The organism is Streptomyces sp. NPDC008139 (genome assembly GCF_042957025.1).
Taxonomy (GTDB): Bacteria; Actinomycetota; Actinomycetes; order Streptomycetales; family Streptomycetaceae; genus Actinacidiphila.
In genome coordinates, this window is the sequence record NZ_JBIBHM010000006.1 from 141,733 (window position 1) to 163,495 (window position 21,763).

A 21,763-nucleotide genomic window follows, 5' to 3' on the forward strand; every position below is an offset into this window, starting at 1 on the left:
ACGCACATCAGATGGCGCGGACCGACGACCACCGTCGCCCGCCCGTCGACATCCGACACGAGGGACGGGCGAACGCGTGGGCGAGGCGGCACAGGCACCCGGAAGACCCCCGTCGGCGCGCTCGCCGCGTCTGCTGCGGGCGGTCGCCCTGATCGCCGCGGGCACGCTGCTCACCGGGCTGCTCCAGGTCGTCCAGACGCTCCAGGCGCCGGGCGCGCAGGCCGCTGTCGGCAGCGGATCGCGCACCGCCGCGGTGACGCTGAACAAGGTCGACCCCCGCGTCCCCGCCAAGGACGGCTCCGTCACCGTGTCCGGCACGGTGACCAACAACGGCAAGACGACGATCACCGGCGCCCGGATGGGCGTCAGGGTCGCCCCGGACGGCCCCCTGACGTCCCTCAGCGCGATGAAGAGCGCCCAGGACCGTACCGGTTACACCAGCTACCTGGACGGCTCGGAGATCGACGGCCACACGGTCGACCTCCCGAAGATCCCGGCCGGGCAGAGCCAGCCCTTCTCCCTCAAGGTCCCGGTGAAGTCCCTGGGCTTCGACGCCTCGGGCGTCTACCAGCTCGGCGTGGCGCTGGACGGCGAGACGTCCGCGGAGCCCGGCGAGCACGTCCTGGGCATCAAGCGCACCTTCCTGCCCTGGTACGACACGAACACCACCACCGCGAAGGCCACGCAGATCACGTACCTGTGGCCGCTCACCGACCGGCCGCACGTGGCCGCCCGCGGCGACACCGACTCCCAGCAGAGCCCGATCTTCCTCGACGACGACCTCGCCAAGGAGCTGTCCCCCGGCGGGCGGCTCCAGGTGATGGTGGACCTGGCCAAGTCGCTGCCGGTGACCTGGGTCATCGACCCCGACCTGCTCGCCTCGATCGACTTCATGACCAAGCCGTACCGGGTCGCCGGGCCCGGCGGCGACGTCACCCACACCACTGAGGGCACCGGCGGCGCGGTCGCCAAGGCGTGGCTGAACTCGCTCAAGAGCGCTGTCGCAGGAGACCAGGTGATCGCGCTGCCGTTCGCCGACACCGACCTGGCCTCCGTCGCGCACAACGGCCTGCGCGTGCCCGGCACCCTCAACCACCTCAAGACCGCGTCCGAACTGGGCGTGAGCACCCTCGACACCGTCCTCGGCGTCCAGGCCACCTCCGACGTGGCCTGGCCGGTGGACGGGGCCGTCGACCCCGACATCGTCTCGGTCGCCCGTACCGGCGGCGCGAAGCGGATCGTCGCCCGCAGCGACAGCGTCGGCGAGAGCGATGCGCTCAGTTACACGCCCAACGCGGCCCGCCCGATCGGCCACGGGGTGACCGCGGTGGTCGCCGACGCCTCGCTGTCCACCGCGTTCGAGGGCGACATGCTGCGCGCGGAGCCCGCCGATCTCGCCGTGCAGGACTTCATCGCGCAGACCCTGATGATCACCATGCAGGCGCCGGAGAAGCAGCGCACCATCCTGGTCGCCCCGCAGCGCATGCCCACGGTCTCGCAGGCACAGGCGATGGCCGAGGCGATCGGCACCGTCGGCACGAGCCCGTGGGCCGCCACCGTCGGCTTCGACACCGCCGCCAAGGCCAAGGCCGACCCGGACGCCAACCGCAAGGTGCCGTCGGCGAAGAAGTACCCCAAGGCGCTGCGCAAGCACGAGCTGTCCGTGGGCGCCTTCCAGCAGCTCAGCGAGACGCAGACCTATCTCAACGACTTCGTCACCATCCTCACCCGCAAGGACAAGGTGACGGTGCCCTTCGGCAACTCGGTGCTGCGCGCGATGTCGGTCGGCTGGCGCGGCGACCCCGCCGACGCGACCGAATTCCGCAGTTCGATCGGCGGCTACCTCCAGGACCTGATCAACGCGGTCCGCATCCTGCCCAAGACCACCCTCACCCTCTCCGGCCGCAGCGGGACCATTCCGGTGACGGTGAAGAACGAGCTGAACCAGCCGATCACCAACCTTGTGCTGCGTCTCACGTCGAACACCGACATCCGGCTGGAGATCAAGGACCCGCAGCAGCCGATCGCGATCGACGGCGGCCACACCCGTACCCTGAAGTTCCAGACGTCGGCGAGCGCGAACGGCAAGGTCAGGGTCACCGCGGCGCTCTACAGCACTCAGGGCGTGCTCTACCGCAACAGCAACGCCGTCGAGTTCGACGTCAAGATCACCAAGGTCACCGATCTGGTGATGCTGATCATCGCCGCCGGTCTGCTCCTTCTGGTGCTCGCGGGCGTTCGCATCTACCGTCAGCGGAAGCGGCAGGCAGCCGCGGACAGCGGTGGAGACGGCGGGGACGGTGAGGACGGGGACAACGGCGGCGGGCAGGAGGACGGTGATCCGGGGCAGCCGGGTGACCCTGGCACTGACACCGAGGACACCGGTCGGGAAAGCGTTGAGCTGTCCCCGACGGGTGAGAAGGTGGAGGGATAGCCGGCGGACAATAAGGTGGGGCACTGATGAACGCGCCGTATGACGGTGATCGCGACTCTGCGGGCCAGATGCCTCCATCGCCCGAGCAGCGTCCCTCACCCCCTGACCCGTATCTGCAGAACACCTACGCCTACGACCCGTACCAGCAGCAGGACCCCACCGCGCAGGACCCGGTGGGCGAGGCGCTGTACGACCGCGCCGCGCACCCGCCGCCGCCGTACGGGCAGGAGTATCCGCAGCAGCAGCCTTCGGCGTACCCCCAGATGCCGTACGGCGACAATTCCGCGACCCAGTACGTCGGCGTGGACGACCTGGTCGGCGGGTCGCCCCAGGGGCAGCAGGGCGGTCAGGGCCAGCAGGACCCGGGGTACGACGCGTTCGATCACCTCTTCCGCGACCAGCGCGGCGGCGGCGCGCCCCCGCAGCAGCCGCAACAGCCCCAGGCCCCGCAGGCGCCCCAGGCCCAGCACCCCCAGCAGCAGGCCCCGCAGCCGCAGCAGGGGTACGCGCCGCCGCAGGACCCCAGGCAACAGCAGCAGCCGTACCAGCAGCCGGGTCCCGCCCAGTACCAGCAGCCGCAGCACCCCCAGCAGGGGTACGCCTACCCGCAGCAGCAGCCGCAGCAGGGCTACGGCTATCCGCCGCAGCACCAGCAGCAGGCGCCCGGCTACCCGGCGGCGTACGGACAGTCGCCCGCGCCCGCGGACAACGCCGAGACGGGGTACGCCGAGCCCGCGTACGAGAATCCGGCGTACGGGCAGGCCGCCTACCAGGACCAGCGGTACGCCGACCCGCGGTACGGCTACGCGAATCTGCCGTACCCGAACCAGCAACAGCAGCCCGTGCAGTACGCGTACACGCCCTCGTACATCGGCGAGCCGGTGTCCGCCCTGGACGCCACCGGGCAGATCCCGATCATCCCGGCCGCGCCGCCGATGGCCGCCAGGCCGCCGCGCGCGGCGGAGTCCACTTCCAACACGCGCGCGGGCAACATCCTCAAGTCCAGCGCGCTGATGGCCGCGGGCACCCTGGTGTCCCGCCTCACCGGCTTCGTCCGCACCCTGGTGATCGCCGCCGCGATCGGCGTGGCGACCCTCGGCGACTCGTACGCCGTCGCCAACACGCTGCCGACGATGATCTACATCCTCACCATCGGCGGCGGTCTGAACTCCGTCTTCGTCCCGCAGCTCGTCCGCGCGATGAAGGACGACGACGACGGCGGTACGGCGTACGCGAACCGGCTGCTGACGGTCGTGATGGTGGTGCTCGGCGGCATCGTGGCCGTGACCGTGATCGCGGCCCCGCTGCTGATCCGGCTGATGTCCGCGAAGATCGCCGACAACCCCGACACGTACAACATCGCCATCACCTTCGCCCGCTACTGCCTGCCGACCATCTTCTTCATGGGCGTGCACGTGGTGATGGGCCAGGTGCTCAACGCGCGCGGCAAATTCGGCGCGATGATGTGGACGCCGGTCCTCAACAACATCGTGGTGATCTTCAGCTTCGGCATGTTCATCTGGGTGTACGGCGCTTACAGCACCACCCGGATGGACGCGACGACCATCACTCCCGAGGGCGCGCGGCTGCTCGGCATCGGCACGCTGCTCGGTCTGACCGTGCAGTCGCTGGCGATGCTGCCGTATCTGCGGGACGCGGGCTTCAAGTTCCGCCCGCGCTTCGACTGGCGCGGCCACGGCCTCGGCAAGGCCGCCAAGCTCGCCAAGTGGACGTTCTTCTTCGTGCTGGCGAACCAGGCGGGCCTGATCGTCGTCACCCAGCTCGCCACCTGGGCGGGTGCCAACGCCGACAAGAGCGGCAACCAGGGCACCGGCATCACGGCGTACAACAACGCGCTGCTGATCTGGCAGATGCCCCAGGCGATCATCACCGTCTCGGTGATGGCCGCGGTGCTGCCGCGGATCTCGCGGGCCGCGGCGGACAACGACATCTCCGCGGTGCGCGACGACATCTCCTACGGCCTGCGCACCTCGGCGGTGGCCATCGTGCCCGCCGCCTTCGCCTTCCTGGCCCTGGGCGTCCCGATGTGCAGCCTGCTCTACGCGAGCACCGGCGCCGGTTCCGCGCGCAACATCGGATTCATCCTGATGGCCTTCGGCGCCGGACTGATCCCCTTCTCGGTGCAGTACGTGATCCTCCGCGGGTTCTACGCCTTCGAGGACACGCGCACGCCCTTCTACAACACGGTCATCGTGGCCGCGGTCAACGCGGCGGCGGCGGCCATCTGCTTCGTGGTGCTGCCCTCCCGCTGGGCCGTGGTCGGCATGGCCGCCGCGTACGGTCTCGCGTACGCCGTGGGCGTCGGGGTGGCCGCCAAGCGGCTGCGCTCGCGGCTCGACGGCGACCTGGACGGCAAGCGGGTGGTACGCACCTACGCCCGTCTGACCGGCGCCTGCGTGCCCGCCGCGCTGATCGCGGGGCTGGCCGTCTACGCCGTGCTCGGGGCGCTGGGCAGCGGCGCCGTGGGCTCGCTCGCCGCACTCGTGGTGGGCGGCGGCCTGCTGCTCGGAATCTTCCTCTTCGCGGCCAAGCGGATGAGGATCGAGGAGATGACCGCCATGATCGGCATGGTGCGAGGACGGCTCGGGCGCTGAACGAACACCGTCGCGAAGCGGCGGGCAACCATCACGGTTCGCTGTGTGTCGTGGATAGAGCCGGACTGTGGGCACAATTGTCATCGGCTCGATGTGGGATCGCGCAATGGATGGGGAGGCAGGAACGACGGTGGCGGATCGGAGCACGGCCGCCGTCGGAGTGGCCAATGAGGGTGGCGAGCCCCCGCTCGCGGCCCAGCAGGACGGCGCCACATCCGACGGGACGACGACGGACGACCAGACCAGCAGCAGCGCCGACTCCGGCACACGATCCCAGGACGGGCCGGACGGCACGCAGACCACCGCCGAAACCTCGATGTCGGCCGCGGACGACGGCGACAGCGCGACCAGCGAGACCGTGGTGGTCGACACCGCAGTGGCCGCGACCGCCGAAATGACCGCGCCTGTGCCCGTGGCGTCCCCCGCGTCCTCGCCGACGGCGACGACGAAACTGACGACCGCCGTGCTGCCCGCGGTGCCCCCGTCATCGGAGGGGACACCGGCCGCCGCCCGAACATCCACCACGACCCCTCCCGCGTCCTCGGGCGCGTCCTCCGCCAACGCCGCCGCACAGACCACGGCCAAGCCCGCGACGACGTCGGCGACGAAGTCGGCGGCCAAGGCCCCGGCCAAGAAGGCCGCCAAGCAGACCGTCAAGGACGGCCGGAGCCCCAAGGCGTCCGCTTCGACGAACGGCGCCAAGGCGGCCTCCGCGGCCGCGCCCGTCGGGACGGGCACTCCCGCCAAGGGCACTCCCGCCAAGGGCACCCCCGCCAAGGGGACGCCCGCCAAGGGCACCTCCGCGAAGGGCACGCCGGCGAATGGCACCCCGGCCAAGGGCACGCCGGTCGCCTCCGTGAAGGCCCCGTCCGCACCGTCCCCCGCGCCCTCGTCGTCCGGCTCCGGGGGCACCGCCACGCTCGCCCCCGACGAGAAGACCGGGGACGCGGACCGCCCGGCGACCGAGGCCGTCCCAGGAAGCCCCACAGCCGCCTCCACAGCGCCCGCCGACGGCCAGCGGGCCGCCGGCACCGCAAAGGGCGGCGGCAGCGCCACCACGGCGCCCAGGCCCGTCCGCAGCGCGCAGCCCGAGCTGCACAGTGGTCACAAGCTCGCCCGGCGCTACCAGCTCGCGGAGTGCGTCACCCGGATCGACGGCTTCAGCAGTTGGCGCGCGGTCGACGAGAAGCTGCGCAGGGCGGTCGGCATCCACATCCTGCCCGCCGACCACCGGCGGGCCCGCCATGTGCTGGCCGCCGCCCGGTCGGCCGCGCTCCTCGGCGACCCGCGCTTCGTCCAGGTCCTCGACGCCGTCGAGGAGAACGACCTGGTGTACGTCATCCACGAGTGGCTGCCCGACGCCTCCTCGCTGGCCGACCTGCTCGCCGCGGGCGCGATGGAGCCGCACGAGGCGTACCAGATGGTCAGCCAGGTCTCCCAGGGCATGGCCGCCGCCCATCGCGAGGGCCTGGCGCACCTGCGTCTCGACCCCGGCGCCGTGCTGCGTACGGTCTCCGGGCAGTACCGCATCCGCGGCCTCGCGGTCGCCGCCGCACTGCGCGGGCTCAACTCCGAGCGTCCGCAGCGGCAGGACACCGAGGCGATCGGCGCGCTGCTCTACGCCTCGCTCACGCAGCGCTGGCCGTACGAGGAGGACGCGCACGGTCTGGCGGGGCTGCCCAAGGGCGTCGGCCTGGTCGCACCCGACCAGGTCCGCGCGGGCGTCCACCGCGGGCTGTCCGAGCTGGCCATGCGCGCGCTCGTCAACGACGGCGCGACCGCCTCCCGGCAGGACCCGCCCTGCACCACTCCCGAGGAGCTGGCCAAGGCCGTCGCGGGCATCCCGCGCATCCGGCCGCCGGAGCAGGCACCGCCGGTCTACCCGGTCGCCGCCTTCCGCCAGCCGCCCGCGCCACCGGGTACGCCGCAGCCGCCCGCGGTCGCGGCCCCCGCTCCGCCGCCCGCTCTGCCCGGCCGTACCGGCCGGGCACTGAAATGGGCCGTCTCGGCACTGGTGATCGTGGCGATCGGCCTGGGGAGCTGGCAGCTCGCGGACACCCTCAAGTCGCGTGAGGACCGGCCGACCAGTCACCCGACGACCGGCCAGAAGGCGAGCCAGGATCCGACGCGCAAGGCCCCGGTCCCGATCAAGATCGCCGGGCTGAAGGACTTCGACCCGCTCGGCGACGGCAGCGAGAATCCGAAGGATCTCCCCAAGGCGTTCGACGGCGACCCCTCCACGTACTGGGAGACGAACTACTACCTGGGCGCCGATCTGGGCAATCTCAAGCCGGGTGTCGGCGTCATCGTCGACCTGGGCAGCGCCAAGCACGTGAGCACGGTGAAGGTCGACTTCGTGGGCGACGTCACCGCGCAGCTCCTGGCCGCACCCAAGGGCACCTCCGCGATGCCGACCACGTTCGACGCCTTCACCAAGGTGGCCCAGGGCTCGGGCAGTTCGGTGACGTTCAAGCCGAGCGCCGATCTCACCTCGCGCTACGTGCTGGTGTGGATGACGCGTCTGGCGCCTGCCGAATCCGGTCACTTCCGTGGCAGGATCTCCGAGATCAGCGTGACGGGCTGATCCCGGAGACGGGCTGACCCCGCGGCGACGGCCGCAGGGACGCCCACGGCGAGATCCACAGGGGACGGGGGAGAACGGCCTTGGAGGCAAATCCGCTCGGCGATGTCGCCGACGCCGATCTCCTCGCCCGTCATGTCGCGGGCGATCCCGACACCTTCGGCGAGCTGGTGCGCCGCCACCGCGACCGGCTGTGGGCGGTGGCGCTGCGCACCCTGGGGGACCGGGAGGAAGCCGCTGACGCCGTCCAGGACGCGCTGGTGTCCGCCTTCCGGGCCGCCCATACCTTCCGCGGCCAGTCGGCCGTCACCACCTGGCTGCACCGCATCACGGTCAACGCCTGCCTCGACCGGGCCCGTAAGGCCGCCTCCCGCAGGACGGCCCCGGTGGCCGACGAGGAGAACTTCGAGGCGTTGCTCGAACCTCACGAGTCGGCCGAGGTCCCGGCCGAACGCGGGGAACTCCACCGCGAGCTGATAGCCGCCCTCACCACGCTGCCGCCCGACCAGCGCGCCGCACTGGTCCTGGTCGACATGCAGGGCTACTCGGTCTCCGAAGCCGCCGCGGTGCTCGATGTGCCCACCGGTACGGTCAAGAGCCGGTGCGCCAGAGGCCGGGCGAAACTACTTCCCCTCGTCACCCATCTGCGCGCGCAGGGCGTGGATAGCGCCGATCGCGGTGGGGGAAGGAACCGGGCGGAGGGGACATCCGTCCCAGAGACGGGACCGGAACAGGGCGGAGGTGAACAGCGGTGACATCGACAGCGGACCACGACGCGCATCCCGAGGTCGCCGAGATCGCCGACCTGGCCGAGGGGCTGCTCCGCCCCGAGCGCGCCACGGAGGTCACCGAGCACATCGCGGGCTGTTCGCTGTGCGCCGACGTCCGGGACTCCCTGGAGGAGATCAGGGGGCTGCTCGGCACCCTGCCGGGACCGCAGCGGATGCCCGCCGACATCGCCGGACGGATCGACGCGGCGCTCGCCGCCGAAGCGCTCCTCGACGCCACCAAGCCCGATGTTCCACGTGGAACATCGCAGCCGACACCGACACCGACGCATGTTCCACGTGGAACATCGACCGGTCCCGACGGACATGCCTCCGGGTCCACCGGTCCCGGCCGCACCGGTCGGCGTTGGCGGCGCGGACTGCTCGTCGCCGCCTCCGCCGTGGTCGTCGTCGGCCTGGGCGTCACGATCTATCACGTCGGCGACGACACCACCTCGCAGAGCGACGCGACCGCCAGCAGCAAGAAGGCGGACACCGCCGCCGACCCGATCGCGGTCCAGGTGCGGGAGCTGCTCGATGAGGCGGCGCCGAACCACGCGGCCGGGGAGTCCGACTCCCCGATGCTCAGCGGTCCCGGCGTCAGCAGCGAGGGCGCCACCATGAGCCCGGACACGGCGGTGACCACCGTCCCCCCGTGTGTGCTCAAGGCCACCCAACGTACCGGCCCGGCGCTGGCCGCCGAGCGTGAGTCCTTCCACGGGACGGACTCCTATCTCGTGGTGCTGCCGCACCCGAGTGACGCCTCGGCGGTCGACGCGTTCGTGGTCAGCGCCGCCTGTACGGCGACCAGCCCCGGCGCGGTTCTCTTCCGGAGCACCTACCCGCGCTGAGCCGTTCGTCCGGGGGCGTGGCGTACGGCGTGCGCCGTGCCGTCCGGGGAATGCTGGACCCGTAGGATCCGTTAGGCAGGACGAGAGTCCAGCCAGGGCCCCCGCAGTTGTCCGCAGAGACGAGGAAGACACCCGTGAGCGACGTCCGTAACGTGATCATCATCGGCTCGGGGCCCGCGGGGTACACCGCGGCGCTCTACACGGCGCGCGCATCCCTCAACCCGCTGGTCTTCGAGGGGTCGGTCACCGCCGGCGGCGCGTTGATGAACACCACCGAGGTGGAGAACTTCCCCGGCTTCCGCGACGGCATCGTGGGCCCGGACCTCATGGACAACATGCGCGCCCAGGCCGAGCGCTTCGGCGCGGAGCTGGTCCCGGACGACGTGGTCGCGGTCGACCTCGGCGGCGACATCAAGACCGTCACGGACTCGGCGGGCACCGTCCACCGCGCCAAGACCGTCATCGTCACCACCGGCTCGCAGCACCGCAAGCTGAACCTCCCCAACGAGGACCAGCTCTCCGGCCGTGGCGTCTCCTGGTGTGCCACCTGTGACGGCTTCTTCTTCCGCGAGCAGGACATCGCCGTGATCGGCGGCGGCGACACCGCGATGGAGGAGGCGACCTTCCTCTCCCGCTTCGCCAAGTCCGTGAAGATCGTGCACCGCCGGGACAGCCTGCGGGCGTCCAAGGCGATGCAGGACCGCGCCTTCGCCGATCCGAAGATCTCCTTCGTCTGGGACAGCGAGGTCGCCGAGATCCACGGCGACGGCAAGCTCTCCGGTCTGACCCTGCGCAACACGAAGACCGGCGAGACCTCCGAGCTGCCCGTCACCGGGCTGTTCATCGCGATCGGCCACGACCCGCGCAGCGAGCTGTTCAAGGGCGTCCTCGACGTCGACGGCGAGGGCTACCTCACCGTCCAGGCGCCGAGCACCCGGACCAACGTCCCCGGTGTCTTCGCCGCGGGAGACGTCGTGGACCACACCTACCGTCAGGCGATCACCGCGGCCGGCACCGGCTGTTCCGCCGCGCTGGACGCCGAGCGCTACCTGGCCGCCCTCGCCGACGCCGAGAAGGCCGAGACGGCCGATGTGTCGGCCGACAAGGCCGCCGTCTGACCCGCTTCCACCCCTCACCCCCGACACGCACACATCACGACCTGAGGAGACCGCCGTGGCCGGCAACACCAAGCACGTGACCGACGAGACGTTCGCCGAGGAGGTGCTCGCCAGCGACAAGCCCGTGCTGGTGGACTTCTGGGCGGAGTGGTGCGGCCCGTGCCGCCAGATCGCCCCCTCGCTGGAGGCCATCGCGGAGGAGCACGCGGAGAACATCACCATCGTCAAGCTGAACATCGACGAGAACCCGGTCACCGCGGCGAAGTACGGCGTGATGTCCATCCCGACGCTCAACGTCTACAAGGGCGGCGAGGTCGTGAAGACCATCGTCGGCGCCAAGCCGAAGGCCGCCATCGTGCGCGACCTGTCCGACTTCATCGGCTGACGCTCACCGGCTGACGCTTTTCACCGGCTGACGCTGTTCCACGTGGAACACGAGAGGGCCGGCCCCCGATCCGGGGGCCGGCCCTCTCGCTTGTCCGGGCCGGGTGCACGGCGCGGCCGTTCGAAGCGCCGGCGGCTCACAGGGGCCGGAGGGCAGGCTCCTTCTGGACGGCGCCCAGGAGGCGGTCGATGGCCATCTCGACGTCCTCCTTCCAGGAGATCGTGGAGCGCAGCTCCAGTCGCAGCCGGGGATAGCGCGGGTGGTGGCGGACCGTCTTGAAGCCCACCGCGAGCAGATGGTCCGCGGGCAGGACGCACGAGGGGGCGGTCCACTGGGCGTCGCCGAACGCCTCGATCGCCTTGAAGCCCCGCCGGATGACGTCCTTGGCGACGGTCTGCACCAGCACCCGGCCGAGGCCCTGCCCCTGGAAGCCGGGCAGGATGCGCGCGGTCATGAGCTGGACGGCGTCCGCCGACACCGGGCTGGTCGGGAAGGCCAGGGAGCGCGGCACATACGCGGCGGGCGCGTAGAGCACGAAGCCCGCGGGCACCTCGTCGACGTAGACGACCCGGCCGCAGGAACCCCACTCCAGCAGAACGGCGGAGATCCACGCCTCCTTCTCCAGTTCGGGCTTGCCCGCCTGGACGGCCGCTTCGCCGCTGACCGGGTCCAGTTCCCAGAAGACGCAGTGGCGGCATGGCTTGGGGAGGTCCGGGAGATTGTCGAGCGTCAGTGGTGCCAGCCGACGTCCCATGTGGCCTGAACCCCATCTCTGCCGTGAACCGAACTGCCCACGTACACCCCGGCGCGGACGCCGGGGTGCGCCCTCGTCACTCGCCGTCTTCGCCCTCGGTTTCCTCTTCGAGCCGGTTCTCCAGCACATTGCCCTCGCCCGGGGCCATCGCCCCGAGGATGCGCTCCAGATCCTCTATCGACGCGAATTCCACGACGATCTTTCCGCGCTTCTGCCCCAGGTCGACCTTCACCCGGGTGTCGAAGCGGTCGGAGAGCCGGGAGGCGAGGTGGGTGAGCGCCGGGGAGACCCGACGCCCGGCCCGGGGCGCCGCGCTCTTCCTGGTGGGCTTCGGGTCGCTGTTCATCAGCGTCACGATCTCTTCGATCGCGCGCACCGACAGCCCTTCGGCGACGATCCGGTGGGCCAGCTTGTCCTGCTCCTCGGGGTCGTCCAGCGAGAGCAGCGCCCGCGCGTGGCCGAAGGAGATCACCCCGGCCGCGACCCGGCGCTGCACCGGGGCGGACAGCTTCAGCAGCCGGAGCGTGTTGGAGACCTGCGAGCGGGAGCGCCCGATCCGGTCCGCCAACTGCTCGTGGGTGCAGGAGAAGTCACGGAGCAACTGGTCGTACGCCGCCGCCTCCTCCAGGGGGTTGAGCTGGGCCCGGTGCAGGTTCTCCAGGAGGGCGTCCAGGAGGAGCTTCTCGTCGTCGGTCGCCCGGACGATCGCCGGAATCCGCTCCAGGCCGGCCTCGCGGCACGCCCGCCAGCGGCGCTCGCCCATGATCAGCTCGAAGCGGTCCTTGCCGATCTCACGCACGACGACCGGCTGGAGCAGACCGACCTCCTTGATGGAGGTGATCAGTTCGTTGAGGGCGTCCTCGTCGAAGACCTCACGCGGCTGGCGCGGGTTCGGCGTGATGAAGTCCAGGTCCAGCTCCGCGAAGTAGGCACCCGGTACGGGGTTCTTCGCGTCGGAGAGGTCCGGTTCTGTTTCACGTGAAACAGGGATGTCCACCACGGGCGGCGGCGCGGCCTCGGGGACTCTGCGGTCCACCAGTCCGGCCACCTTGGCCGCGGCGACGCCGCGTTCCTGCGTCAGTACCGGTGCGGCGCCCTGGGCGCCTCCCGTCGACTGCGGCGCGGCCGGGATCAGCGCGCCGAGACCACGGCCGAGCCCTCTGCGTCGATCACTCACTGGATCCCCTCCGACATGCTGTGCGGGTTCTGCTCATCGTGCTGGGTGTAGTCACCCTGCGGGTCGTACTCGACGGCGACGGACGCCTCGACTCCGCGCAGGGCCATCTCCCGGGCGGCTTCCAGATACGACAGCGCGCCGCTGGAGCCCGGGTCATAGGTCAGTACGGTCTGGCCGTAGCTGGGTGCCTCGGAGATCCGGACGGACCGCGGGATGCTGGTCCGCAGCACCTCCTTGCCGAAGTGCGTGCGCACCTCCTCCGCGACCTGGGAGGCGAGGCGGGTCCGTCCGTCGTACATGGTCAGCAGGATCGTCGACACATGCAGCTTCGGGTTGAGGTGCGCGCGGACCAGTTCCACGTTCTTCAGGAGCTGGCCCAGCCCCTCCAGCGCGTAGTACTCGCACTGGATCGGGATGACGACCTCGGCCCCGGCCACCAACGCGTTGACGGTCAACAGGCCGAGCGAGGGCGGGCAGTCGATCAGGACGTAGTCCAGCGGCTGCTCGTACGCCTCAATCGCCCGCTGGAGCCGGCTCTCGCGGGCGACCAGGGAGACCAGTTCGATCTCGGCGCCCGCCAGGTCGATGGTGGCGGGCGCGCAGAACAGGCCCTCCACATCGGGGACCGGCATCACGACGTCGGACAGGGGCTTGCTCTCCACCAGGACGTCGTAGATCGAGGGGACCTCGGCGTGGTGATCGATGCCCAGCGCCGTGGAGGCGTTGCCCTGCGGGTCCAGGTCGACCACGAGCACCCGGGCGCCGTGCAGCGCCAGGGACGCCGCCAGATTCACCGTGGTCGTGGTCTTGCCGACCCCGCCCTTCTGGTTGGCGACCACCATCACCCGGGTCTGGGCCGGCCGGGGAAGTCCTTCCCCGGCGCGTCCCAGTGCCTCGACGGCCAACTGCGCGGCGCGGCCGATCGGGGTGTCATCCATGGGAGGCAATGTTTCACGTGAAACACCGTCTCCGAACCCCGGGGGCACGGCAATCGGGCCCCCGGCAAACTCTGCTGTGCGGGGACCGGGGACCGGATCGGCCATCGGTCCCGCGATGTTGGCGTCGGACCGCAAGGACTCACACTCCTCGACTTCAGGCTCGCTATGAGAAGAGCCTGCCATGCCGGAGGGGTGATGAACCAGCGAGACTTGGCTGCCTGTGGATGAAGCCGTAGATCTATCCACCGACTGGGGCGTCTTGGAGGGCTTGTTGGCGTGTGCCTCGGCCGCGGCTCGGCCGCGGCTGAGGACTCCTGGTAGCAGCGAGCGACGTTTCACGTGGAACACGATGCACAGCGCCGGACCACTAACTCCGCAGACACTCCGGATTATGTCTGTTTGGCCGTTTGTATGGCGTAGAGGGAGGGTTCAGCGCGGGACCGTTCGAGGAACGACGGCTCAGCGGCGACGGCGGGGAGCGCCGCCCCGCGGGTTACGACTCGCCCGCGCGGCCTTCGCCCGCCGGGTCGCGGCGCGTACACCGCCGGGGCTCTCGCCGACCAGGACGCGTACGACGGTGGAGAGCGGGTCCACGATGCCCTCGCCGACCTGGACCACGGAAGTGTCGACCGCGCCCAGCCGGTCGAGCGCGGCCCTGGCCGCCTTCAGCTCGTCCAGCGCGGTGTCGCCCTTGAGGACCGCCATCTCACCGTGCGGGCGCAGCAGCGGCAGGCCCCAGCCCGCGAGCCGTTCCAGCGGCGCCACGGCGCGCGCGGTCACCACGTCCACCGGGGGCAGCTTGCCCATCATCTCCTCGGCCCGACCGCGCACCACCGTGACATTGGTCAGCCCCAGCACCTTGACGACCTCTTCGAGGAAGGTGGTCCTGCGCAGCAGCGGCTCCAGCAGCGTGATCCGCAGATCGGGCCGGGTCAGCGCCAGCGGGATACCCGGCAGGCCGGCGCCCGAGCCGACGTCGCACACCGACACGTCCTCATCGATGACCTCGGAGAGCACCGCGCAGTTCAACAGGTGCCGCTCCCACAGGCGGGGCACCTCGCGCGGGCCGATCAGGCCGCGGCGCACCCCGGCGTCCGCGAGCAGCTCGGCATAGCGCAGGGCGTCGGCGAACCGGTCGCCGAAGACCGTCCTGGCCTGCTCGGGCGGCGCGGGAAGCTCCGCTGCTGCCTCCGTCACGAGGGCTGTCCTTTCCTAGGTCACTCACAAGGTTCGGCCCCGCCTGCGAACAGACGGGGCCGACAGAGCAGTACCACACAGCGTCCGGTCAGACCGGGATGACGACCACCCGGCGCTGGGGCTCCTCGCCCTCGGACTCGCTGCGCAGGCCCGCGGCGGCCACGGCGTCGTGCACGACCTTGCGCTCGAACGGCGTCATCGGGTCCAGCTTCACCGGCTCACCGCTGGCCTTGGCCTCCGCCGCCGCCTTCGCGCCGAGCTGCGCCAGCTCGGCCCGCTTGCGCGCCCGGAACCCGGCGATGTCCAGCATCAGCCTGCTGCGCTCACCGGTCTCCCGGTGCACCGCGAGCCGGGTCAGCTCCTGGAGGGCTTCCAGCACCTCGCCGTCCCGGCCGACCAGCTTGTTCAGATCACGGGTGCCGGTGTCACCGATGATCGACACCGACGCGCGCTCGCCCTCGACATCCATGTCGATGTCACCGTCGAGGTCCGCGATGTCCAGCAGACCTTCCAGGTAGTCGGCGGCGATATCACCCTCCTGCTCCAGCCGGTTCAGGGTCGCGGCCGAGCCGTTGTCGGGTGCGGTGGTGGTGTTGACGTCGCTCACGCCTGGGCTCCTCTTACTTCTTCTTCGACAGGTTGGTCGGCTTCGACTTGCCACCGGACTGCTTGCCGGGCGAACCGCCCTGCTTGCCCGGAGCGCCGCCCTGCTTCGTACCGCCGCCTGTCCTGCCTGTGCCTGCCGAGCCGCCGCTCGCCTTCGGGGCACCGGCCTTGGGAGCGCCCGCCCGCGGGGCTCCACCGCCCGCCCTGGGAGCGCCGCCGCCACCGGTGCCGCCCGCCGCGCCGCCGCCGGCGCCAGTGCCCGTGGGGGTCGTCTGGCGCTTGGACTTCGGCTGCCGCTTGGGCTGGGTGCGGTTGGCGCGCGCGACCTCCACGGCTTCCTTGGCGGCCACTTCCTCCGGGGGCTCGACGAGCTTGCCCTTGGCGCGCAGCCGCTCCTGGCGCTGCTGGAACGCGAGGCTGCCGGGGGTGGGGTTACGCCGGATCACGAACATCTGCTGGCCCATGGTCCACACGTTGGTGGTCAGCCAGTAGACGAGGACACCGACGGGGAAGTTGATACCCATGACGGCGAAGATGACCGGGAAGACGTACATCAGCATCTTCTGCTGCTGCATGAACGGGGTCTTCACCGTCATGTCGACGTTCTTCGTCATGAGCTGGCGCTGCGTGTAGAACTGCGACGCCGACATCATGAGGATCATGATCACCGTGACGATGCGCACATTGGTCTGCGTGGCGCCCAGCGACTCGACCTTGGTCGCGCTGTCCAGGAACTTCGCCGCCAGCGGGGCTCCGAAGATGTGCGCGTTCTTGGCGCTGTCGACCAGGTTGGCGTGGATCACGCCGACCTCGTGGCCCTTGGCGATGTTGCTCAGCACGTGGTAGAGCGCGAAGAAGAACGGGGACTGCGCCAGGATCGGCAGGCACGAGGAGAGCGGGTTGGTACCCGTCTCCTTGTACAGCTTCATCATCTCTTCGGACTGGCGCTGCTTGTCGTTCTTGTAGCGCTCCTGGATCGCCTTCATCTTGGGCTGGAGCGCCTGCATGTTCCGGGTCGACTTGATCTGCTTGACGAACAGCGGGATCAGGCAGATCCGGATCAGGACCACCAGCGAGACGATGGACAGACCCCACGCCCAGCCGCTGTCCTTGTCGAAGATCAGGCTGTAGAACGAGTGGAACTGGACGATGATCCACGAGACGGCGTCGTAGAGGGGGTTCAGAATCCCCACGATCAGGCTCCTTGGGCGTGAGAGGGTCCGGTGGGCTCGGGCGTGACGGGCCCGTCGGAGCCGCCCCGCAGTGCGCGGCGCAGCCGATCGTGCCATGGCGGCCGCTTGCGCGGCGGGACATGGTCCACGCCGCCCGGCGACCAGGGATTGCAGCGCAGGATGCGCCACGCGGTCAGGGCGGTGCCCTTGATCGCGCCGTGCCGGTCGATGGCCGTGAACCCGTAGTGGGAGCACGAGGGGTAGTACCGGCAGACCGGGCCGAGCAGCGGACTGATCGTCCACTGGTACAGCTTGATCAGTGCCAGCAGCGGGTACTTCATCGGGACACCCTCCCCTCGGCTTCGCCTCGGGTGTCGCGACCCAGCAGCCGCTTGAGGGCGGCGTCCAGGTCGTGGGCCAGCTCCGCATGGTCAGCGCCACCGGCTCCGGGTAGCGCTCGTACGACTACCAGGCTACCGGGGGGCAGCTGCGACAAGCGTTCGCGGACCAGATGACGGAGTCGGCGCTTGACCAGATTGCGCTGCACCGAGCCACCCACCGCCTTGCTCACGACGAAACCCGCACGCACCGGGGGAGTGCTCCCCCCCGGCACATGCGGGTCCGTGATGTCGCTGCGCAGATGGACCACCAGCAGCGGTCGACCCGCTCGGCGTCCTCGGCGAACCGCTTCTCCGAAGTCCTGGCGCCGCCTCAGCCGATTCTCGGTGGGCAGCACGGCATGAGACCTGTGACGATCAGGCGGACAGGCGGGCGCGGCCCTTGCTGCGGCGGGTCGCGAGAATCGCGCGGCCGGCGCGGGTGCGCATACGCAGACGGAAGCCGTGGGTCTTCGCACGACGGCGGTTGTTCGGCTGGAAGGTGCGCTTGCTCACTCGGGGGCTCCAGGGAAAATCGTGTCCGGCGGGGCGTCGCCTGGCTGTCACCGTGCGCCCACGAAGAAACTCGCGGAACGGGTCAGGTGCACCGCTTGACGATCATCCGGGGACTTCCGGAAGACCCTCGCCCATCGGTAGGCAGGCGGCAGCAGCCATCGACAACTCGACCTCGATACGGTACGCGCGGCTAGGCCATCCGGTCAAACCCGGCGGTCGCGGGCCCGGCATTTGTACACACCCTGTGGACAACGACTTGAACCGCGCCTACCCCCTGACTACCGTGGCTGAACTCCCAACTCTTCCCGCCTGTCTTCAGGACCACACTTTCGCGGGAGTTGCCCGCACTTGCACCATTAAGCGACGAGAGAGCGTGCCCTGTGGCTGACGTAACCGCCGATCTTGCCGCAGTGTGGCCGCGCGTACTCCAGAAACTGCTGGTGGACAGCGAGGACCTGAAGCCCAAGGACGCGGAGTGGCTCAAGCGCACCCAGCCGCTGGCCCTGGTCGCGGGCACCGCCGTGCTCTCCGCGCCCAACGAATTCGCCAAGAGCGTCCTGGAGGGGCGGCTGCTGCCGCTGATCACCGAGGTGCTGAGCCGTGAGTTCGGTCACCCTGTCGGGATCGCCATCGCCGTCGCGTCCGGCGGCGACCAGGAGCCGGCCCCGGCCGACCACGACCAGGACCCGTACGAGCAGCAGCACGAGCGGCACGACCGCCGCGACGGGCACCGCGCGGACCACAGGGACGAGCTCCGCGACGATCACCGCGACGGCATGCGGGACGGCCCGCGGGACGACCGGCACGGCGGCGACCTCGGGGACGACGGCATGCGGATGCGCCGCGCCTACCCCGAGCAGCAGAGCCAGGGCAGGCACGCGGGCCCCGACGAGTGGCCGCCGCGGCAGAGCGACGACGGCTGGCGGCAGCCGCGTACCGACAGTTGGTCCCTGCCCGCGCAGAACAGCGGCGGCTTCCAGGACCGCGAGCCGTACCCGGAACAGCAGAGCCACCGGTACCGACAGGACACGCACGACGGCTACCCGGTCGTACCGCACCAGGCGTACCCGCAGTCCCCGCAGGGCGGTTACGTGCCGCAGTCCGGCGGCTACCAGCAGCAGGACCGGCAGCAGGGTCAGGGCCGGCAGGACCAGCAGCCGCAGTCCACCGGGCGGCACGCGTCGCCGAACCTGTCGGGCGGCCGGCTCGACGGGCCCTCGGGGCCTTCCGGGCACTCCGACCCCTCGGGCCGCCAGAACCACTCGGGCCATTCGGGTTCCTCCTCCGGCGGCGCCGTCGAGCCGACCGCCCGGCTGAATCCCAAGTACCTCTTCGACACCTTCGTGATCGGCGCGTCCAACCGTTTCGCGCACGCGGCCGCGGTCGCCGTCGCCGAGGCCCCGGCCAAGGCGTACAACCCGCTCTTCATCTACGGGGAGTCGGGGCTCGGCAAGACGCACCTGCTGCACGCGATCGGGCACTACGCGCGGAGCCTGTACCCGGGGACGCGGGTGCGGTACGTCAGCTCCGAGGAGTTCACCAACGAGTTCATCAACTCGATCCGGGACGGCAAGGCGGACGCGTTCCGCAAGCGGTACCGGGACATGGACATCCTGCTCGTCGACGACATCCAGTTCCTGGCGAGCAAGGAGTCGACGCAGGAGGAGTTCTTCCACACCTTCAACACCCTGCACAACGCCAACAAGCAGATCGTGCTCTCCTCCGACCGGCCGCCCAAGCAGCTCGTCACCCTGGAGGACCGGCTCCGCAACCGCTTCGAGTGGGGTCTGATCACCGACGTCCAGCCGCCCGAGCTGGAGACCCGGATCGCGATCCTGCGCAAGAAGGCTGTGCAGGAGCAGCTCAACGCCCCGCCCGAGGTGCTGGAGTTCATCGCGTCCCGGATCTCGCGGAACATCCGCGAGCTGGAGGGCGCGCTCATCCGGGTCACCGCCTTCGCCAGCCTCAACCGGCAGCCGGTCGACCTCCAGCTCACCGAGATCGTGCTGAAGGACCTGATCCCCGGCGGCGAGGACTCGGTGCCCGAGATCAGCGGGACGGCCATCATGGCCGAGACCGCCGCGTACTTCGGGCTGGCCGTGGACGACCTGTCGGGCTCCTCGCGCAGCCGCGTCCTGGTCACCGCCCGGCAGATCGCCATGTACCTGTGCCGCGAGCTGACGGACCTGTCGCTGCCGAAGATCGGCGCGCTCTTCGGCGGCCGCGACCACACCACGGTCATGCACGCCGACCGGAAGATCCGCTCCCTGATGGCCGAGCGGCGCTCCATCTACAACCAGGTGACGGAGCTGACCAACCGCATCAAGAGCTGAGCCGCGCGCTGAGAAGCGCCGCACACAGCCCCTCAGAGCGCCCCGGGAGACCTGTCCCGGGGCGCTTCGCGTTGTCCGCCGCGCCGCGCCCTGTTCGATTCCCGTACGCCGAGGGGCAGTTCTCCACAGGACTGTGGCAAATGGACCGTCCACACCCTGGGGACACCGGAGTTGTCCAGAAAGTCTCCACAGGCCGGGCGCCGCAACGGAAGTACGCCCAGCTCAGCCGGGTGTGGATATGTGGGCAACCCGAATCCACAGACTGTGGACAGAAAGGACACCTCTTGGGGGTCACTTCGCGTTGTCCACCGCTCGCCCACAGGTTGGGGCTCGTTGTGCACAGCATGGGATCGTTTCTCCACATCTCTGTCCACTGTTCGGCAACGAAACGCGCCTGGTCCCACGGAAGAGTGAAAGGCGTCACACCAAGGTGGTGGGTTGGCCTGGGGAGAACCCGGGTATTTCTGGGGACAGCGCTGGGGAGAACCCGGGGTCACCTGTGAATCGGGTGTGCACAACTTCCGGCCGTCCACAGGACCCCCTGGTTGTCCCCATGCCCCACCCACAGGCCCGGTGGATAAAAAACAGGGTCTGACCTGCACCGGAACCACTTATCCACGGTATCCACAACCCCTATTACTACGACTACGTAGAGATAGATGGGAACCTGCTTCGAAGCGGGGGGTGTGCACAACTCGGCCCGGACCCGCCCTGCGGCTCGTGTCGCGGCTTGACGCCAACCCGCACCGACTGTCGGTGCTGTGCGTCAGACTGTTCCCCGACAGCCAGCAACAAGCAGGAGGCGGTTCCGGTGAAGATCCGGGTGGAGCGCGACGTACTCGCCGAGGCAGTGGCTTGGGCAGCCCGTAGCCTCCCGGCCCGTCCCCCGGTGCCCGTCCTCGCCGGGCTCCTGCTGAAGGCGGAGGAGGGCAAGCTCAGCCTCTCCGGCTTCGACTACGAGGTCTCGGCACGGGTGTCGGTGGAGGCCGAGGTCGACGAGGAGGGCACGGTCCTGGTCTCGGGGCGGCTGCTCGCCGACATCTCGCGGGCCCTGCCCAACCGCCCGGTGGAGATCTCCACCGACGGAATCCGCGTGACCGTGGTCTGCGGCAGCTCGCGGTTCACACTCCACACCCTGCCTGTGGAGGAATACCCGGCGCTGCCCGCGATGCCCGAAGCCTCGGGCACGGTGCCCGGCGAGATCTTCGCCGCCGCCGCCTCCCAGGTCGCCATCGCCGCGGGCCGCGACGACACGCTCCCGGTGCTCACCGGGGTGCGGATCGAGATCGAGGGCGACACCGTCACGCTCGCCGCCACCGACCGCTACCGCTTCGCGGTCCGCGAGTTCCTGTGGAAGCCCGAGCAGGCCGACATCTCCGCCGTCGCCCTGGTGCCCGCCAAGACGCTGCTGGACACCGCCAAGTCGCTCACCAGCGGAGACACCGTCTCCATCGCGCTCGCCGGATCCGGCGCCGGTGAGGGCCTGATCGGCTTCGAGGGCGCCGGCCGCCGTACGACGACCCGGCTGCTCGAAGGCGACCTGCCGAAGTACCGCACGCTCTTCCCGACCGAGTTCGCCTCGGTCGCGGTGATCGAGACCGCGCCGTTCGTCGAGGCCGTCAAGCGCGTGGCCCTGGTCGCCGAGCGCAACACCCCGGTGCGGCTCAGCTTCGAGCAGGGCGTGCTCACCCTGGAGGCCGGTTCCAGCGACGACGCACAGGCTGTGGAGCGCGTCGACGCCAGGCTGGAGGGCGACGACATCTCGATCGCCTTCAACCCGACCTTCCTGCTCGACGGCCTCAGCGCGATCGACTCCGCCGTCGCCCAGCTCTCCTTCACGACCTCGACCAAGCCCGCGCTGCTCAGCGGCCGTCCCGCGCTCGACGCCGAGGCGGACGACGCGTACAAGTACCTGATCATGCCGGTCCGGCTGTCCGGCTGA

18 protein-coding genes are annotated in these 21,763 nt (G+C 70.2%); 9 read left to right on the forward strand and 9 right to left on the reverse strand.

Annotated features, from left to right (window positions below):
• Positions 1-76 precede the first annotated feature (76 nt).
• The 7 genes from ACFZBB_RS14205 (at position 77) to trxA (ending at position 10,751) form a co-directional block, all read left to right on the forward strand.
• Positions 77-2,434 (forward strand): DUF6049 family protein, encoded by a 2,358-nt coding sequence (locus ACFZBB_RS14205; RefSeq protein ID WP_391121427.1) that lies wholly within the window; start codon positions 77-79, stop codon positions 2,432-2,434.
• A gap of 26 nt (positions 2,435-2,460) precedes the next feature.
• Positions 2,461-5,049 (forward strand): murein biosynthesis integral membrane protein MurJ, encoded by a 2,589-nt coding sequence (gene murJ, locus ACFZBB_RS14210; protein ID WP_391121430.1) that lies wholly within the window; start codon positions 2,461-2,463, stop codon positions 5,047-5,049.
• Between the two features lie 856 nt (positions 5,050-5,905).
• Positions 5,906-7,633 carry a protein kinase family protein gene (locus tag ACFZBB_RS14215; protein WP_391122252.1) on the forward strand — a complete coding sequence of 576 codons (1,728 nt, stop codon included), beginning with the start codon at positions 5,906-5,908 and terminating at the stop codon, positions 7,631-7,633.
• 80 nt (positions 7,634-7,713) lie between these two features.
• Entirely contained in the window at positions 7,714-8,385 is a 672-nt protein-coding gene (gene sigM / locus ACFZBB_RS14220; RefSeq protein ID WP_391121433.1) for an RNA polymerase sigma factor SigM, read from the forward strand.
• Complete coding sequence (locus tag ACFZBB_RS14225) at positions 8,382-9,248, forward strand: hypothetical protein (RefSeq protein ID WP_391121436.1); 867 nt, start codon at positions 8,382-8,384, stop codon at positions 9,246-9,248. Before sigM ends, ACFZBB_RS14225 begins: the two co-directional genes overlap by 4 nt.
• A 134-nt stretch (positions 9,249-9,382) precedes the next feature.
• Positions 9,383-10,366 (forward strand): thioredoxin-disulfide reductase, encoded by a 984-nt coding sequence (gene trxB, locus ACFZBB_RS14230; RefSeq protein ID WP_391121439.1) that lies wholly within the window; start codon positions 9,383-9,385, stop codon positions 10,364-10,366.
• Between the two features lie 55 nt (positions 10,367-10,421).
• A complete protein-coding gene (gene trxA / locus ACFZBB_RS14235) occupies positions 10,422-10,751 on the forward strand; it encodes a thioredoxin (RefSeq protein ID WP_355336663.1) in 330 nt (109 codons plus the stop codon).
• Positions 10,752-10,887: 136 nt separating this feature from the next.
• Here the strand turns inward: trxA and ACFZBB_RS14240 are convergent, their stop codons facing one another.
• The 9 genes from ACFZBB_RS14240 to rpmH form a co-directional block, all read right to left on the reverse strand.
• Positions 10,888-11,505, reverse strand: coding sequence for a GNAT family N-acetyltransferase (locus ACFZBB_RS14240; RefSeq protein WP_391121442.1), 618 nt, complete (start codon positions 11,503-11,505; stop codon positions 10,888-10,890).
• 76 nt (positions 11,506-11,581) lie between these two features.
• Complete coding sequence (locus ACFZBB_RS14245; RefSeq protein WP_391121445.1) at positions 11,582-12,682, reverse strand: ParB/RepB/Spo0J family partition protein; 1,101 nt, start codon at positions 12,680-12,682, stop codon at positions 11,582-11,584.
• Positions 12,679-13,803, reverse strand: a complete 1,125-nt coding sequence (locus tag ACFZBB_RS14250) for a ParA family protein (RefSeq protein ID WP_355336666.1) — start codon at positions 13,801-13,803, stop codon at positions 12,679-12,681. Before ACFZBB_RS14250 ends, ACFZBB_RS14245 begins: the two co-directional genes overlap by 4 nt.
• A 276-nt stretch (positions 13,804-14,079) precedes the next feature.
• On the reverse strand, positions 14,080-14,817 hold the full coding sequence (gene rsmG, locus ACFZBB_RS14255; RefSeq protein ID WP_391121447.1) for a 16S rRNA (guanine(527)-N(7))-methyltransferase RsmG: 738 nt from the start codon (positions 14,815-14,817) through the stop codon (positions 14,080-14,082).
• A gap of 88 nt (positions 14,818-14,905) precedes the next feature.
• The gene (locus ACFZBB_RS14260; protein WP_391121452.1) at positions 14,906-15,424 is read right to left on the reverse strand and encodes a R3H domain-containing nucleic acid-binding protein; all 519 of its coding nucleotides are present in this window, start codon (positions 15,422-15,424) and stop codon (positions 14,906-14,908) included.
• A 13-nt stretch (positions 15,425-15,437) separates the two neighbouring features.
• Complete coding sequence (yidC, locus tag ACFZBB_RS14265) at positions 15,438-16,619, reverse strand: membrane protein insertase YidC (protein WP_391122255.1); 1,182 nt, start codon at positions 16,617-16,619, stop codon at positions 15,438-15,440.
• Positions 16,619-16,936, reverse strand: coding sequence for a membrane protein insertion efficiency factor YidD (gene yidD / locus ACFZBB_RS14270; protein WP_188282916.1), 318 nt, complete (start codon positions 16,934-16,936; stop codon positions 16,619-16,621). The genes yidC and yidD overlap by 1 nt, the downstream gene beginning before the upstream one ends.
• A complete protein-coding gene (gene rnpA, locus ACFZBB_RS14275) occupies positions 16,933-17,331 on the reverse strand; it encodes a ribonuclease P protein component (protein WP_355336669.1) in 399 nt (132 codons plus the stop codon). Before rnpA ends, yidD begins: the two co-directional genes overlap by 4 nt.
• 19 nt (positions 17,332-17,350) lie before the next feature.
• Positions 17,351-17,488 carry a 50S ribosomal protein L34 gene (rpmH, locus tag ACFZBB_RS14280; protein WP_003975051.1) on the reverse strand — a complete coding sequence of 46 codons (138 nt, stop codon included), beginning with the start codon at positions 17,486-17,488 and terminating at the stop codon, positions 17,351-17,353.
• A 380-nt stretch (positions 17,489-17,868) separates the two neighbouring features.
• On the opposite strand from rpmH, the gene dnaA reads away from it, so the two are divergent.
• Both dnaA and dnaN read left to right on the forward strand, forming a co-directional pair.
• On the forward strand, positions 17,869-19,821 hold the full coding sequence (dnaA, locus tag ACFZBB_RS14285; RefSeq protein WP_391121455.1) for a chromosomal replication initiator protein DnaA: 1,953 nt from the start codon (positions 17,869-17,871) through the stop codon (positions 19,819-19,821).
• 811 nt (positions 19,822-20,632) lie between these two features.
• A complete protein-coding gene (dnaN, locus tag ACFZBB_RS14290; protein WP_391121458.1) occupies positions 20,633-21,763 on the forward strand; it encodes a DNA polymerase III subunit beta in 1,131 nt (376 codons plus the stop codon).